Below are 14,283 nucleotides of genomic sequence, written 5' to 3'. Positions count from 1 at the left end.
GCGCGCGTCCGCCGCCGCCTCGCTCGCAGCGATCCGCCGCGCCAGCTCGGCCGCGCGCGCCGTCGCCGCCGCGCGTGCCGCCGCGGCCTCGTCCAGCAGGTCCGCCGCCGCCTTCCGGCGCGCCGCGATGATGTCCGCGACGGGGCGGAACAGGAAGCGCTTCAGCAGCCAGAGGAGAACGACGACGTTGACGGTCTGCAGCGCGAGTGTGGACCAGTCGATCCGCATCAGTGGATGAACGGGTTGGCGAAGAGCAGCAGTAGCGCGATGACGAGGCAGTAGATCGCCATCGTCTCGATCATCGCGAGGCCGACGAACAGCGTCCGCGCGAGCGTGTTGGCCGCTTCCGGCTGCCGTGCGATCGCCTCCATCGCTGCGGCCACCGCGCGCCCCTCGCCGAGGGCGGGGCCGATCGCGCCGAAGGAGACCGCCATCGCGGCTCCGATGATGCTGACGATCTCGATCAGGTTCATGGTTCGGGCTCCCTGGATGACGGCGGCGGCGTGATCGCCGCGCTGATGAAGACCATCGCGAGCACGGCGAAGATGTAGGCCTGAACGGCGCCGGTCAGCAGTTCCAGCGCCATCAGCGGCACCGGCACGATCAGCCCGACCAGCGACAGCACGATGCCGATGACGAACACGCCGCTCATCACGTTGCCGAACAGGCGCACCACGAGCGAGACGGTGCGGGTCAGCGTTTCAACGAGGTTGAGCGGCGCCATCAGCAGGTTCGGCTCGGCGAAGCTGCCGAGATAGCCGCGCAGCCCGCGCGCCCGGATGCCGAACCAGGGGATCGCCAGGAACACGATGAGCGCCAGCGCCGCATCGGTCTCGACATGCGCCGTCGGCGGCTCGATGCCGGGCAGCAGCGAGGACCAGTTCGCCGTCAGGATGAACAGGAACAGCGTGCCGATCAGCGGCAGGTACGGCGCCGGGTCGGCCCGCATCGTGTCGCGGATCTGCTGGCCGATCGTCTCGACCACGAGTTCGGTTGCCGCCTGGCCGGGCGTCGGACGCAAGGCGAGGCGCCGCGTCAGCAGCCGGCTGCCCAGCGCGAGCGCGAGCATGATCGCCCAGCTCGTCGCCACCGGTTCCGTGACCATCAGCGGGCCGGCATGGAACAGCGCGGTGGCGGTGAGCGGCGAACCGGTCATCGCATGGTCCTCGCCAGCCGCAGCAGCACGCCATGCCGACCGGCCAGCACGCCGCCGGCGCCCGCCAGCAGCGCCACCGCCCCCTCGCGCGCGAGCAGGGCCAGCACGGCGCCGAGCAGGCCGAGCCGCAGCACCTGCATTGCGACCGCCGCCGGGATCCGGCCGGGCTGGAGATACAGCGCCGCATTCTTCCGCAGCATGCCGGCATGCACCCCGCCGGCGAGCAGCCCGGCCGCGATATCCGGCACGATGGCGAGCAGGTTCGCGCTCACTGCCGGTGCATCCAGCGCCACGCGGCCCAGCTGCCGAGCCCGAGGCCGGCCAGCAGCAGGGGGCCGGTCCAGAAGATGCCGGTTCCGAACCGCCGGTCGATCCAGCGGCCGATCAGCGTTCCGCCCAGCGTCGGCAGCACGATGGTCCAGCCCAGCACGCCGATCTGGGCGAGGCGGCCCGCGAGCGAGGGTTCGCCCGATTGCTGCCAGAACCGGTGCCGCTCGCGTTTCTGGCGCACCGCGCGGAGCAGACGGTCGGGCTTGTCCGTCATGCCGCGAACGCCGCGCCGGGCGGGCGCAATGCCGTGATGATCCGCCGGATCGCCTCGACATGCAGCCGGGCCATCGCGACCCGCGCGCCCGCTTCGGCCTCCGCTTCGGCGGCGAAGCGGGCAAGCACCACCCCTTCGAGGGTTTCCAGATCGGCGCCGATCTGCGCCTGGCGCGCGGCGACCGCGATCTCGCGCCCGGCCCTGACCGTCAGCACGCCGCGCCGCACCGCGCAGAACCCGGTCCGCCCATCGATGTGCCGCCAGGTCAGGACCGAGGGGGGCAGCACCGTCAGCAGGTCGGCATGGCCCCGGAGGATGCCGAAACCGCCGCTTTCATCCTCCGCGCGCAGGCTGGCGACATCGTCGTGTCCGGCGATCACCACGGTCGGCTCGGTGATCAGCAGTCTCATGCCGTCCTCCCCGCGCCGGCCGCCTCGGCGGCGCGCCGGGCGTCGTCCAGCGTGCCGGTCATGTAGAGCGCGCCTTCCGGCCAGTCATCCGCCTCGCCGTCGAGGATCGCGCGGCATCCGGCCAGTGTGTCCTTCAGCGCGACCGAGCGGCCCGGGCGTCCGGTGAAGGCCTCGGTCACCGCGAAGGGCTGGGTGAGAAAGCGCTGCAGCCGCCGCGCGCGGGCCACGATCTGCCGGTCCTGCGCGCCGAGTTCCTCGACGCCGAGCAGCGCGATGACGTCCTGCAACGCCCGCCAGTGCGCCAGCGTCCGGCGCACCTCGTCGGCGATGGCGGCATGCGTGCCGCCGACCACCAGCGGGTCGAGTTGCAGCGAGAACGAGGCGAGCGGATCGATCGCCGGATAGATTCCCTCGGCGGCGCGGTCGCGCGAGAGGACCAGCGCGCTGTCGAGATGGCCGGAAATCGCCGTGATCGCCGGATCGGTGAAATCGTCCGCCGGCACGTAGACCGCCTCGATTCCGGTGATGGCGGCGCCGGGAACCGAGGCGAGGCGCTCCTGCAGCGCCGCGACGTCGGTCGCGAGTGTCGGCTGGTAGCCGACGCGCGAGGGCAGCCGGCCCATCAGCCCCGAAACCTCGCTCCCCGCCTGGACGAAGCGGAAGACATTGTCCATCAGCAGCAGCACGTCGCGGTGGCCGCGGTCGCGGAAATATTCGGCGATGCTGAGTGCGGCGAGGCCGATGCGGAACCGCGTCCCAGGCGGTTCGTTCATCTGCCCGTAAACCAGCACGCTGCGCGCGAGCACGCCCGAATGCCGCATGTCGTTCAGCAGTTCATGGCCCTCGCGCGACCGTTCGCCGATGCCGGCGAAGACCGAAATGCCCTCGTACCGTTCGGCCATCGCGTGGATGAGTTCCATGATCAGCACCGTCTTGCCTACCCCGGCGCCACCGAACATCGCGGCCTTGCCGCCCTGCGCGAGCGGAACGAGCAGGTCGATCACCTTGATCCCGGTCTCGAACAGCGCGCTGGTTCCGGTCTGTTCGGCGAGCGGCGGCGGCCGGCGATGGATCGGCCAGCGCTCGATCCCCTCCGGCAGGGCCGGGCCAAGATCGCCGGTCTCGCCCAGCACGTTGATCAGCCGCCCCAGAACCGCATCGCCGACCGGAACGGTCAGCGGCCCGCCCGTCGCCCGCACCGCGGTGCCGCGCCGCAACCCTGCGGTTTCGCCCATCGCGAGAGCCCGCACCGTCAGCGGATCGAGATGGGCGGCGACCTCGGCAACCAGCCGTCCCGGCCGGTCCCACCGCACCGCCACCGCCTCGTTCAGGGCGGGCAGGGGGGGCGCCGCGAAGCGGATGTCGAGCACCGGCCCGCGCACCGCAACGACACGCCCCTCCTGTGATGTTGCCGCCATAGCGGTTCAACCCGGCGTGGCCGCGGCCTCCGGCTGGCGGGCCACGGCGCGGACGATGTCGGCGCGGCTGACGATGCCAACCAGCCTGCCGTTCGCGATGATCGGCACCCGCTTGATGTGATGGCGCGCCAGCAGGTCGGCGATCTCGCCGAGTGTCGCTGCCGGCGAGGCCGACACCACGTTCCGGCTCATGAGGTCGCCGATCCGGTGCCGGTCGACCCGGACATAGTCGAGGAACTCCCGGCCGAGTTCGGATCCCTCGGCGAGGAGATTGAGCCAGCAGTCGCGCCGCAGCCCCGTTTCCTGGCCGAACGGGCGCATCAGGTCGCCCTCGCTGATCACGCCGACCAGCCTGCCATCACGGTCGCAGACCGGCGCCGCGCTGATCCCCTTCTCGTTCAGCACCCCGGCGACATGAGCGACACTGTCGTCGGGGTCGACCGTGACCACGCTACGGGTCATGATGTCGGCGGCGTTGATCGTCATGCCTCTCTCCACCTCGAAATCGCGGTGGCCAGCTTCGCAGGATGGCAGCGCATCCGCATTGATCTGCCGCAACGCGGCGGCGTCAGGGCAATTTCATGAACCGGCGCCGGAGCCGCATGTCATTTCGATGAAATCTCACGGAACAGGGCGGATCCGAAACATCATGAATGCCGAAACAAATCCGCGTAATCCATGCGGATTTTCTCAGAGTCTTTTTGGAAATTCATGGGTGGCGTTCCGTCGTCGGAGGATCCCTTCTCGCCACTCTGGCCCTCTGCTGAGCATCGTTTCTCCCTTTCCCGGCGGCTATCTTGATTTGTCCGCCTTTTTCGTCCGCGGCGCTCCATTCCAAAGGCTCGACAATGGCGCCGCCGCCAGCCTGTCGCCGAACGGCACGACGTCCGCGCTGTCGTAAAGGACGACACCGAAGGCAAAGCGGTCTCCGCAGGCTTCGGCCAAGGCCCGCAGGCCACCGAAATCACCGGCTTTGACCGTCGCGCTTGCCTTGACCTCGATGCCGACGATTGTCCCGTCGTCACGCTCCAGAACGATGTCCACCTCGCGCCCGTCCCGATCCCGAAAATGGTGGGGCGTCAGCCGCAGGTCCGAAGCCGTCATCAGCTTCAGAACTTCCGCAAACACGAAGCTTTCCAGCAGCGCGCCGAACGTCCCGCGATCCGCCTTGATCCTGTCGAAGGAAAGACCCCGCACAGTCGCCAACAGGCCGGAATCGAGGAAGTGCAGCTTCGGTGTCTTGACGATGCGCTTCAGGGCATTGGTGAACCATGGTTGCACCGTCGCGATCAGGAACACCTGCTCAAGCAGCCCAACATAACGCTGCCCCGTCTTGTGGCTGACGTTTATGCCTGCGCCGAACTGCGAATAATTGACCAACTGGCCGGAGTGCTCGGCCAGCAGCCTTACGAATTTCGGAAGCTCGGTCAGCTTCTCGACGTCAGCGATATCCCGCAGATCGCGTGTCAGTACCGACGTGACATAGGACCTCGACCAGTCCTGCCGCCGGCGCTCGCTGTCGCGACTGATCGCTTCGGGGAAGCTGCCGATCAGGACAAGCTGGGTGAGGTCGTCGCCAAGGATTGCCTCCCGCTGGCTCCGAAGCTTTCCTGCGAAGAGATGCTCCAGGAAAGTCGGCATCCGGCCTTCGATCTCCGCCCTTGCGAGCGGCAGCATCTGGATGGTTTCCATCCGGCCGGCCAGGCTGTCGGCGACCCTCGGCAAAGTCAGGACATTCGCCGAGCCGGTGAGCAGGAAGCGACCTGGCCGATAGTCCTCGTCGACCGTCTTCTTGATGGCCAGCAGCAGGTCAGGCGCACGCTGGATTTCGTCGATGATGGCCCGGTCGAGGCCACGGATGAAGCCGGCGGGATCAGACTGGGCGGCCTCGAGGACCGTCTGGTCGTCGAGCGTGATATAGGTCCGTCCGGCTTTTCCCATCTTTCGGACGAGCGTGGTCTTGCCGGCGCGGCGCGGGCCCACGATCAGGACCACCGGCGTATCGGAAAGGGCTTCCTCCGCCCGTCGCTCCACAAACCGCTCGAACATGCCGTCTCCGAATCCGCAAGATTGGAACTATTGACTCCGGCCAATTGGGAGTCAATGGCCCGCCAATTGGAAGTTACGGGACCGCGATCTGGAAGGCCTTGGGGGAGAAAGCCTTCCCCCTGGTCGGCGCAGCGGTCGCCGACGCCCCCCTTCTGCGGGGAGATCCCTGCAACGCACCTTTTAAATGAGCGGTAATCCGGAAGGGACGAACCGCCCTTGGATTGTGCGGAGGTTCCGCAATAGTAATGAGAGCGATAAACGACAGCCGTGATCCCGGTTGATTTTCCGCACCCATGTCCGAGAACCACCGGCCTGCCGTCCCCGCCTGGAAAATTTGTGGGAAGCTCACGAACCGTGCGCCCGCGCGCCACGGCAGAATCATCCGATACAAACAGAACGTCTTGCATTTTATCGCGAATGCGTCTCTGTAAGTTTATAAACGCCGCATGATCTCCGGGAGGAAAAGCTGTGGAAAAGCCGCCGGGACGCCTTGGTCCCGCACCGATCCGACGCACGCAGAGCCAGCGCACCGGCGCCATGCAGGAGCGTCTCTGCAAGGCCACGCTCGATGTCCTGGCCGATATCGGCTACGAACGCGCCTCGACCACCGAGATCTGCCGCCGCGCCGGCGTCTCCCGCGGCGCGCAGACCCATCACTACGCCTCGAAGCGCGATCTCATCCTCGCGGCCTACGACCACCTGCTCGGCACCTGGGAAGTCGAGCGCAAGCGCCTGCTGGCCGCTTACGAAACGGTCCCGCTGGAGCCGGAAACCTATATCAGCTTCCTCTGGACCAAGGTCTTCGACACCCGGCACTATATCGTGGCGCTTGAACTGGCCCTCGCCGCGCGTGGCGATCCCGAACTCCAGCACGGGCTGCAGCGCGTGCTCTCACGCTGGGCGACCATGCGCGACGAGATCTGGAACAGCCGGTTCGAATCCGCCGACGCGAAGACCGACGGCGCCGTCTTCCACTACATGACGCTCTGCATGCTCCGCGGCATGACCACCCAGGGCGACCTGTCGAACCACAACATCTCGAACGAGGACATCCTCGCCGCCTGGCTGGACATCACCCGCGAGCGGATGCGGCCACGCGGCAAGGGCAAGGCGCGCGGCCGCGGCAAGGCTCAGACCACGGTCTGACTGCGCAGGTCGCGCGGCGCCCGCGTCAGGATTTCGGGCCGCTCGCCGATCACCACGGTATCGTCGAACCGGAACCCGCCAACGCCATAGACATAGATTCCCGGCTCCGCCGAATAGACCTCGTCCGCCAGCAAGGCGCGGTTGTTGAACGGCATGTCCTCCGGAAACTCGTGGCCGATCAGGCCCATGCCGTGACCGGTGCGATGCAGGATGAAATCGCCGCAGCCATCGCGCTCGAACACCTCGCGCGCTGCCTTGTCGATGCCGCTCACCGGCCGCCCGGCCACCATCGCCTCGATCGCCGCCTCCTGCGCAACGCGGGCGGTTTCGAAATGGCGCGTCTGCGTCGCGTCCGGCCGGCCGCAGAACCAGACCCGCTCGTTCTCGATCGTCACACCGTTCAGCCGCGGGATGACGATGTTGACGAGACCGTGGCCGGCCTCGACCCTGGCCCCCGTCTGCGCGCCATTGCCGTGCGGCGAGGCCGAATCCGGGCCGCTCAGCGTGTAGCAGCGCAGCACTTCGAGATTTTCGCCGGGATACCGCCGCGCCGCTTCCTCGACCATCATCGCGGCGATGCAGAGATCCATCTCCTGCACCAGCCGGCCCGGCCGGATCTGCTCGCGGTAGCGATCCTGCACCCAGTCGCTCAGATCGGCGATCTCGCGCATGATCGCGAGTTCCTCGGCATGCTTGATCCAGCGCAGCCGCCGCAGCCCCGCCTGCACGTTGCTGATGCTGGCACCGTCGAGCCGCGCCGCGGCCGCGGCCAGCGCCGGGGTTGCGATATCGGTGCCGATCCGCTTGCCAGTCAGCCCGCACGCCGCGAGCCGCTCCGCCAGCAGCTCGACAAACCCGCCCACCAGCGGAACGCCCGGCTTCGGATGCTCGAAATAGATCGTCACGTCCTCGACCCACATCGATTGCCGCTCGCGCGCCATCCGCAGATGGTTGGTCGAGAGTGAATTCATCAGCGCGAAGGGCGCGCCGCCGCGCGGCAGGACGAGAGTGACGGGACGTTCCCAGGTCAGCACATCGAGATGGAAATTCGAGAAGAACTGGAAGAACTCGGCACCGAAGACGACGACGGCGTCGAGCTCCTCCTGCTCCATCAGCCCGTCCAGTAACCCGATCCGGTAGTCCTGCACGTCACGTGACAGAAACGACATTTCATACTCCCTGTTTGCATGGGCGAAGCAGCCTCCGTCCGCCCCCTCGGGCGGTACCGGCGGCTGCAGAATCAGGCACGCACACCGCGGATGCGGCGTTGCAGAAGCGCCGTGGACAGCACCGTGGCGCCGATCGTCACGATCATCAGGATGAAGGCGAGCGCCGCGCCGAACGGCCAGTTCGACGCCACCTCGATCTGCTGGTAGAGCGCCGGCGCCATCATCTTGAAGGACGGCCCGCCGAGCAGGAACGGCGTCGCATAGGCGTTCATGCAGAGGATGAACACCAGCACCGATCCGGCGACGATCCCCGGCAGGGCGAGCGGCAGGATGATCCGGCGGAAGGTGATCGCGGGAGACGCACCGAGATTCTGTGCCGCGTCGGCCACCGAATAGTCGATGCCTTCCAGCACGCTCTGCAGGGTGAGGATCATGAACGGAAGCACGACGCTGAGTGTGCCGATGAACACCGCGAAGAACGTGTACATGAGGTCCACGCCATGATGAGCGAGTCCGAGCCATTGCAGCGCACCGCTGACGAATCCCTTGCCGCCCATGAACGCCATCCACCCCGCCGCGCGGACAACGTTGCCGACCAGCAACGGAAATACCGTCAGGATCACGAGCAGGCTCTTGAACCGGCTGCGGGTGCGCGCGAGCATGTAGGCGACCGGAAATCCCAGCACGGCCGCGGCGAAGGTGCAGCTCAGCGCCATCAGGAACGTCGTCAGCATGACCTGGTGATAATAGCTGTCGGTGAAGAAACGGGCGTAATTGCTGAGGGTGAACGCCTGCTCCATCAGCGCGGTCGGGCTGAATCGGTTGAAGCTGTAGCGCAGCAGGATCAGCGTCGGCACAACAAGCGCACCCAGCACCAGCAGCGTGGCCGGCAGCAGCATCGCCACCGCCGGCATCGCCGGGACCCTGGATTTCCGAAGGCCCGTCATCATGAACTTAGCCCCGGAAATCCTGCCGCCACCAGTCGAGCCATTGCGACGTGGTCTTGATCATGTAGGCCTCGTCGGGGATGAAGAAGTTCTTGCGCTGGGCCTCGGTAAAGCCGAGCTCCTCGTCGAGCTTCTTCGGCAGTTTCGCGTTCGAGACGGTCGGCAGGTATCCCATCGCCTCGGCGAAACCGAGCTGCGCCTGCGGATCGAGCATCGCATTGAGGAACGCTTCCGCGCCTTTCGGATTATTGGCGTTCCTTGTCATCGCCGCCTCGAAGACAACCGGCGTCGCCCCCTCGTCCGGCACGCTGAACTTCACCGGCACCCCGTTCTTCGCCCACTGGAAGGCGCGCGCCTTCCACATCACCGTGACGCCGATCTCAGTCGAATGCAGCGCGTTCGCCACCGCCTCGTTCGAGGGATAGATCTTGACCTTGTCGCGCAGCGCCAGCAGCGGCTTCTTCGCGGCGTCGAAATTGCCGGGCTTGCCGCCATGGGCTTCAGCCGCGGCGATGATGTTGTAGATGTAGAGGATGTCGGAAAAGCCGATCTTGCCTGCATAGTCCGGCTTCCAGAGATCGGCGTAGGAATTCGGCTTCGGCACGATCGCCGGGTTATAGACTAGCACCAGCGCGCTGTAGATGTGCGGAATCGCGTAGGGCTTGCGCAGGTTGGGAAACACGTTCGCGATATTGGGCACCTGCGTCTCGTTGATATCCGCGAGCGTGTGCAGGGCCGCGACCTCCGCCATGTCGTCATTGCTCAGGCAGGCGATGTCCATCGAGTTGGTCGGCAGATGCGACTGCGCGATCAGCTTCGTCTTGCGCGCCGGCGCGTTGCCCACGTCGGCGACGAAGCGGACCCCCTGCTTCGCGGCGAGCGGGGCCACGAACTTCTTCATCAGCCGCTCGTAATCGCCGCCCCAGGTGCCGACGACGACCTCCCTGGTGGCGGCGCGCGCGCGCGGCATGCCGCCGGCGAGTGCCAGCCCGGCGGCGGTTCCGCCCGTCGCCAGGAACAGTCTGCGATCCAGTTTCATGGTCATTCTTGGTCTCTCCTCTTGCAAGTTTCGTGCATCACCTGGATTACGGACCGGCGCCCTCCGTCCTATTCGAGCATGAATCCGGCCTCTTCCCGCCAGCCGATCCTGACAGCGTCGCCCGGTTTGACGTCGATCTCCTCGCCTTCGCGATTCTGACGTTCCACGATCAGGCTCTCGCCCCCGGCGCTGACCGTGAATTCCGACGTCGAGCCAAGATAGGTCACGCTCTCGACCCGCGCATCGAAGCGGTTTGGCAACGAGTCGGCGGCGGCGCCGATCACGATGTTCTCGGGGCGCAGACACACCGCGCATTCGACGCCGCGCGCCAGGCCCTCGCCCCCCTCGGCGCCGCGCAGCGCGAGGCCGGAGCGCGCTGTGAAGCGGCCCTCGCCGTCATATCGCCCCTCGATCAGGTTGGTCCGCCCGAGAAAGCCCGCCACGAAGCGCGAGCGCGGCCGGTGATAGAGCTCCCGCCCGCTGCCGGTCTGCACCACCCGCCCCTCGTTCATCACCACCAGCCGGTCGGCGAGGACCAGCGCCTCGTCCTGGTCATGCGTGACGAAAACGGTGGTGAGCCCCAGCCGCTGCTGCAGCGCGCGGATTTCCTGCCCCACGCTCTGGCGCAACTTGGCATCGAGATTGGAGAGCGGCTCGTCGAGCAGGAAGACATCCGGGCTCACCACGAGCGCCCGCGCCACCGCCACGCGCTGCTGCTGCCCGCCCGAAAGCTCCCGCGGATACCGCGCCGCGAAGCGCTCCATGTGCACGAGTTCGAGCGCCTCGCCGACGCGCCGGCGGATCTCCGCCGCCGCCACTTTCCGCATCTGCAGGCCGAACGCGACGTTCTCCGCCACGGTCATGTGCGGGAACAGCGCATAGCCCTGGAACACCATGCCGGTATTGCGCTTGTGCGGTGGCCAGTTCGTCACGTCGGCCTCGCCGATCATGATCCGCCCCGCGCTTGCCGGCACGAACCCGGCGATCATCCGCAGCAGCGTGGTCTTGCCGCAGCCGCTCGGCCCGAGCAGGGCGACGAGCTCGCCTTGCGCCACTTCGAGCGACACGTCCTCGACCGCGCGTACCGCGGCGTAATGCTTGGAAACGGTCTTTATCGTGAGTTTCGTCATGCCGGTCCGATATCGAATTGCGGGCGGGAAGGTGGGAGACGGCGCATCGCTCAGACGATCCGGCTGAGCTTGACGAAGCGATCGCTGATCAGCAGCAGCACGCCGATGATCACGATCTGCACGGTGCTCGCTGCGGCGATGGTCGGGTCGATGTTGAATTCGAGATATTGCAGCAGCGCGATCGGGAAGGTCGTCGTCCCGGGTGCGACCACCATCAGCGAGACCTCCAGGTTCTCGAACGAGACGATGAAGCTGAACAGCGTCGCGGCGACGATGCCGGCCCGCATCATCGGCAGCGTCACCCGGCGAAACGTGGTCCACGCATCGGCGCCGAGATTGCGCGCCGCTTCCTCGATCTTCGGGTCCTGCATCACGAGGTTGGCGCTGATCAGGCGGATCGACCACGGGATCGTCAGCATCGTGTGCGCGATCACCAGGCCGATGATGTGCCGCATCGGATTCCAGCGGAAGATGCCGGCGATGTCGATGTAGAAGATGAACAGCGCCGTGCCGATCACGATGCCGGGCACGATCAGCGGCGAGAGCAGCAGCATGTTCAGCGCGTCCCGCCCCGGGAAGCGATGCCGCGCCAGCGCGAGACTCGCCAGCGTGCCCGCCGTGACCCCGATCGCCGCCGCGACGATCGCGACCTCCATGCTGGTCACGAAGCCGCTGGTGAAGGATTGCCGCGTCGCCGCCCGCGCGAACCAGTGCAGCGTGTAGCCGGGCGGCGGAAAGCTCGGAAAGGCGCTGTTGAAGAAGGACAGCCAGACCACGAAGATCACGGGCAGCAGCATCAGCCCGTAAACCAGCACGATCGTGACGGCATTGGCGATCCGCCAGGGCGAAATCCGTTGCATTCCGACGATGGCCGACGATCGCACCAAGCCCATCTCCCGAAGCCCCTGACGAAGCGCAACGATGGCACCGTCGCACATTTACAAACCGTCTTGCCGGTATCTTTTTTGTGTGTCAAGCATTTCCGCAACCGCCTCGCAACCGATGGGGCCCCTCTGGTGGAGATGAAAATGTCCTCGATCCTGTTTGAGAATGCCGCGATCCTCGATGTGGAACAGGGCGCGCTCCTGCCCGACCGCTGGGTGCTCGTCGATGGTGCCCGCATCGCCAGCGTTTCGGACACGAAACCGGATGCGCCCGGTGCGCAACGGATCGACCTCAAGGGCCAGACCCTGATGCCCGGGCTGATCGACTGCCACGTCCATGTCACCGCCTTCACAGCCAATTTCGCCGAGCTGGTGCGCACGCCGCCCAGCTACGTCGCGGCGAAATCGGCTGAAATCCTGGGCGGCATGCTCCGGCGCGGCTTCACCACGGTGCGCGATGTCGGCGGCGCCGATCACGGCCTCGCCCGCGCCATCGAGGAAGGACTGTTCCCGGCACCTCGGTTGTTCTTCTGCGGCAAGGCGCTGTCGCCCACCGGCGGCCATGGTGACATCCGCGCCCCCGGCACCGATGTGCACGAGGCCGCCTACACCCAGCCCGGCCTCGGCCGCATCGCCGATGGCGTCGCCGCGGTCCGCCAGGCCGCGCGCGACGAGATCCGGCGCGGTGCGCACCACATCAAGATCATGGGCGGCGGCGGAATTTCCTCGCCGACCGACCGGATTTCATCGGACCAGTATTCCGAGGAGGAAATCGCCGCGGTGGTGGAGGAGGCCGCGATGGCCAATCTTTATGTCGCGGTCCACTCCTATGCCGCCCGCTCGATCGAGCGCTGCGTGCGCCTCGGCGTCCGCTCGATCGAACACGGCAACCTCGCGACGCAGCAGACGATCGACCTGATGAAGGCGCATGACGCCGTGCTGGTGCCGACGCTCTCGGTCTTCCGCGCCCTCGTCGAGGAAGGCGTCGAGGCCGGGCTACCGAAGGATCTTGTCGGCAAGACCTACGAAGTGCTCGATGCTGGCATCAACGCGGTGGAGATGGCCTATCGCGCCGGCGTCCCCATGGCCTACGGCACCGACCTCCTGGGTGTCATGCACCGCCGCCAGCTCGACGAATTCGTGCTCCGCGCCGATGTCGTGAAGGCGCCGGACCTGATCCGCGCCGCCACCATCAACTGCGCGCGGCTGATCCGGCGTGAGCACGAGCTCGGCCTAGTCAAGCCGGGCTACCTCGCGGACCTCATCGTCGTCGACGGCAATCCACTCGAGAACATCCGTATCATGGCCGACCCGCAGCGCTCGCCGCGCCTCGTGGTCAAGGGCGGCGAACTGGTCTGACCCGGCACCGGGCGTCCGGTCCGATCAGCTCGCAACCGGCCCTGCAGGTCCGTTAAGTTCCGGCCGCAGATCCTCGGGATTCGGATCGAGTTCCATCGCCGCATAGATCGCGGGCTCCGGATCCGCGACCAGTAAAGTCTCCAACGTGCCGGCCCGCGCCAGGATCTTGCCAGTCGGCACCGCGATGACGACGCGCCCTGATACGCCGTGCCTTTCTCCTCGCCGCAAAGACCGGTAAAGACGACGAACACATGGTTCTCGAAGGCCCGTGTCGGGGCTTTGGTGTGTCAGAACGTCCGGGACCGCAGTGGATGATAACGAAATCAGAACTCATCCTAGCCAGCTTCAGCACCCTCCGCGACGAGTTCGTTGGAGTTGCCCAAGGGCCGCGTCGCAGGAGCATTTCGATCTGGCTTGTGATGGTCCGGAGCGTACGATCTCGCCGGCCTCCTGTTCATTTCCGGCTTCACTGCTTGCTGCACACGAGAGGCCTTGCCGATGCGGAACTGACCGACAAGCCTGGCCAGCTCCTGGGCCTCGCGCGCCAGGCTGTGACTTGCCGCCGTTGTTTCCTCAACCATCGCTGCATTCTGTTGCGTGACCTGATCCATCTGGCTGACCGCTGTGTTCACCTGACTAAGTCCGGACGACTGTTCCCGCGTAGATCCTGTGATGTCGCCGATCATGCCATTCAGCCTGGCAACCTGTTCGGCAATCCCTTGCAGGGCCTTCCCGGTCTTGCCGACCAGTGCCACGCCAGTACCAACTTGTTGAGTCGAAGCGGAAATTAGCGTCTTTATCTCTTTCGCCGCGTCGGCCGAGCGTTGCGCCAGGGCGCGAACCTCAGTGGCCACGACGGCAAACCCGCGCCCTGCATCACCGGCGCGTGCGGCCTCTACCCCGGCATTCAGGGCAAGGAGATTGGTCTGAAACGCGATCTCGTCGATGACGCCGATGATGTTGCTGATCTGATTGGATGAGTTCTCGATACCCGCCATCGCACTCACGGTCTCCGCGACTACGACGGCAGAA

At 66.5% G+C, this 14,283-nt stretch carries 16 protein-coding genes and 1 pseudogene; 2 read left to right on the top strand and 15 right to left on the bottom strand.

The window, feature by feature from the left end; translation table 11 throughout:
* The 9 genes and pseudogenes from RT91_RS17565 to RT91_RS17525 form a co-directional block, all read right to left on the bottom strand.
* Positions 1-228, bottom strand: a pseudogene (locus tag RT91_RS17565) (hypothetical protein); the annotation flags it as partial.
* Positions 228-473 carry a F0F1 ATP synthase subunit C gene (locus tag RT91_RS17560; protein ID WP_035188822.1) on the bottom strand — a complete coding sequence of 82 codons (246 nt, stop codon included), beginning with the start codon at positions 471-473 and terminating at the stop codon, positions 228-230. The pseudogene RT91_RS17565 and the gene RT91_RS17560, both read right to left, overlap by 1 nt.
* The gene (locus RT91_RS17555) at positions 470-1,156 is read right to left on the bottom strand and encodes a F0F1 ATP synthase subunit A (RefSeq protein ID WP_035188820.1); all 687 of its coding nucleotides are present in this window, start codon (positions 1,154-1,156) and stop codon (positions 470-472) included. Before RT91_RS17555 ends, RT91_RS17560 begins: the two co-directional genes overlap by 4 nt.
* On the bottom strand, positions 1,153-1,428 hold the full coding sequence (locus RT91_RS17550; RefSeq protein ID WP_152982866.1) for an ATP synthase subunit I: 276 nt from the start codon (positions 1,426-1,428) through the stop codon (positions 1,153-1,155). Before RT91_RS17550 ends, RT91_RS17555 begins: the two co-directional genes overlap by 4 nt.
* On the bottom strand, positions 1,425-1,700 hold the full coding sequence (locus tag RT91_RS17545) for an AtpZ/AtpI family protein (RefSeq protein WP_035188819.1): 276 nt from the start codon (positions 1,698-1,700) through the stop codon (positions 1,425-1,427). Before RT91_RS17545 ends, RT91_RS17550 begins: the two co-directional genes overlap by 4 nt.
* Entirely contained in the window at positions 1,697-2,110 is a 414-nt protein-coding gene (locus RT91_RS17540; protein ID WP_035188817.1) for a F0F1 ATP synthase subunit epsilon, read from the bottom strand. The genes RT91_RS17545 and RT91_RS17540 overlap by 4 nt, the downstream gene beginning before the upstream one ends.
* Entirely contained in the window at positions 2,107-3,528 is a 1,422-nt protein-coding gene (gene atpD, locus RT91_RS17535) for a F0F1 ATP synthase subunit beta (RefSeq protein WP_051788359.1), read from the bottom strand. The genes RT91_RS17540 and atpD overlap by 4 nt, the downstream gene beginning before the upstream one ends.
* 6 nt (positions 3,529-3,534) lie before the next feature.
* On the bottom strand, positions 3,535-4,014 hold the full coding sequence (locus RT91_RS17530; protein WP_035188833.1) for a CBS domain-containing protein: 480 nt from the start codon (positions 4,012-4,014) through the stop codon (positions 3,535-3,537).
* Between the two features lie 306 nt (positions 4,015-4,320).
* Positions 4,321-5,577 carry an ATP-binding protein gene (locus RT91_RS17525; protein WP_035188815.1) on the bottom strand — a complete coding sequence of 419 codons (1,257 nt, stop codon included), beginning with the start codon at positions 5,575-5,577 and terminating at the stop codon, positions 4,321-4,323.
* A gap of 468 nt (positions 5,578-6,045) precedes the next feature.
* Here RT91_RS17525 and RT91_RS17520 point away from each other — a divergent pair, with 468 nt between their 5' ends.
* The gene (locus tag RT91_RS17520) at positions 6,046-6,723 is read left to right on the top strand and encodes a TetR/AcrR family transcriptional regulator (protein WP_055726032.1); all 678 of its coding nucleotides are present in this window, start codon (positions 6,046-6,048) and stop codon (positions 6,721-6,723) included.
* Here the strand turns inward: RT91_RS17520 and RT91_RS17515 are convergent.
* The 5 genes from RT91_RS17515 to RT91_RS17495 all read right to left on the bottom strand — a co-directional run bounded on the left by RT91_RS17515 (position 6,708) and on the right by RT91_RS17495 (position 11,892).
* A complete protein-coding gene (locus RT91_RS17515) occupies positions 6,708-7,892 on the bottom strand; it encodes a Xaa-Pro peptidase family protein (RefSeq protein WP_035188811.1) in 1,185 nt (394 codons plus the stop codon). The genes RT91_RS17520 and RT91_RS17515 overlap by 16 nt on opposite strands.
* Before the next feature lie 71 nt (positions 7,893-7,963).
* Complete coding sequence (locus RT91_RS17510; protein WP_082468648.1) at positions 7,964-8,842, bottom strand: ABC transporter permease; 879 nt, start codon at positions 8,840-8,842, stop codon at positions 7,964-7,966.
* Positions 8,843-8,846: 4 nt separating this feature from the next.
* Entirely contained in the window at positions 8,847-9,884 is a 1,038-nt protein-coding gene (locus RT91_RS17505; protein ID WP_051788354.1) for a PotD/PotF family extracellular solute-binding protein, read from the bottom strand.
* A gap of 62 nt (positions 9,885-9,946) precedes the next feature.
* Complete coding sequence (locus tag RT91_RS17500; protein WP_035188805.1) at positions 9,947-11,008, bottom strand: ABC transporter ATP-binding protein; 1,062 nt, start codon at positions 11,006-11,008, stop codon at positions 9,947-9,949.
* Positions 11,009-11,058: 50 nt separating this feature from the next.
* The gene (locus RT91_RS17495) at positions 11,059-11,892 is read right to left on the bottom strand and encodes an ABC transporter permease (protein ID WP_240314345.1); all 834 of its coding nucleotides are present in this window, start codon (positions 11,890-11,892) and stop codon (positions 11,059-11,061) included.
* A 144-nt stretch (positions 11,893-12,036) separates the two neighbouring features.
* Between RT91_RS17495 and RT91_RS17490 the strand changes: the two genes are divergently transcribed.
* Positions 12,037-13,251 (top strand): amidohydrolase family protein, encoded by a 1,215-nt coding sequence (locus RT91_RS17490; protein WP_035188829.1) that lies wholly within the window; start codon positions 12,037-12,039, stop codon positions 13,249-13,251.
* A 335-nt stretch (positions 13,252-13,586) separates the two neighbouring features.
* Here RT91_RS17490 and RT91_RS17485 read toward each other — a convergent pair.
* Positions 13,587-14,283, bottom strand: a 697-nt coding sequence (locus tag RT91_RS17485) for a methyl-accepting chemotaxis protein (protein ID WP_160321862.1), incomplete at its 5' end; no start/stop codon positions are given.

It is taken from the genome of Acidiphilium sp. JA12-A1 (assembly GCF_000724705.2).
GTDB lineage: Bacteria > Pseudomonadota > Alphaproteobacteria > Acetobacterales > Acetobacteraceae > Acidiphilium > Acidiphilium multivorum.
The sequence above is the reverse complement of the archived record's forward strand: the minus strand, read 5'-3'. Positions and strand labels throughout refer to the sequence as shown.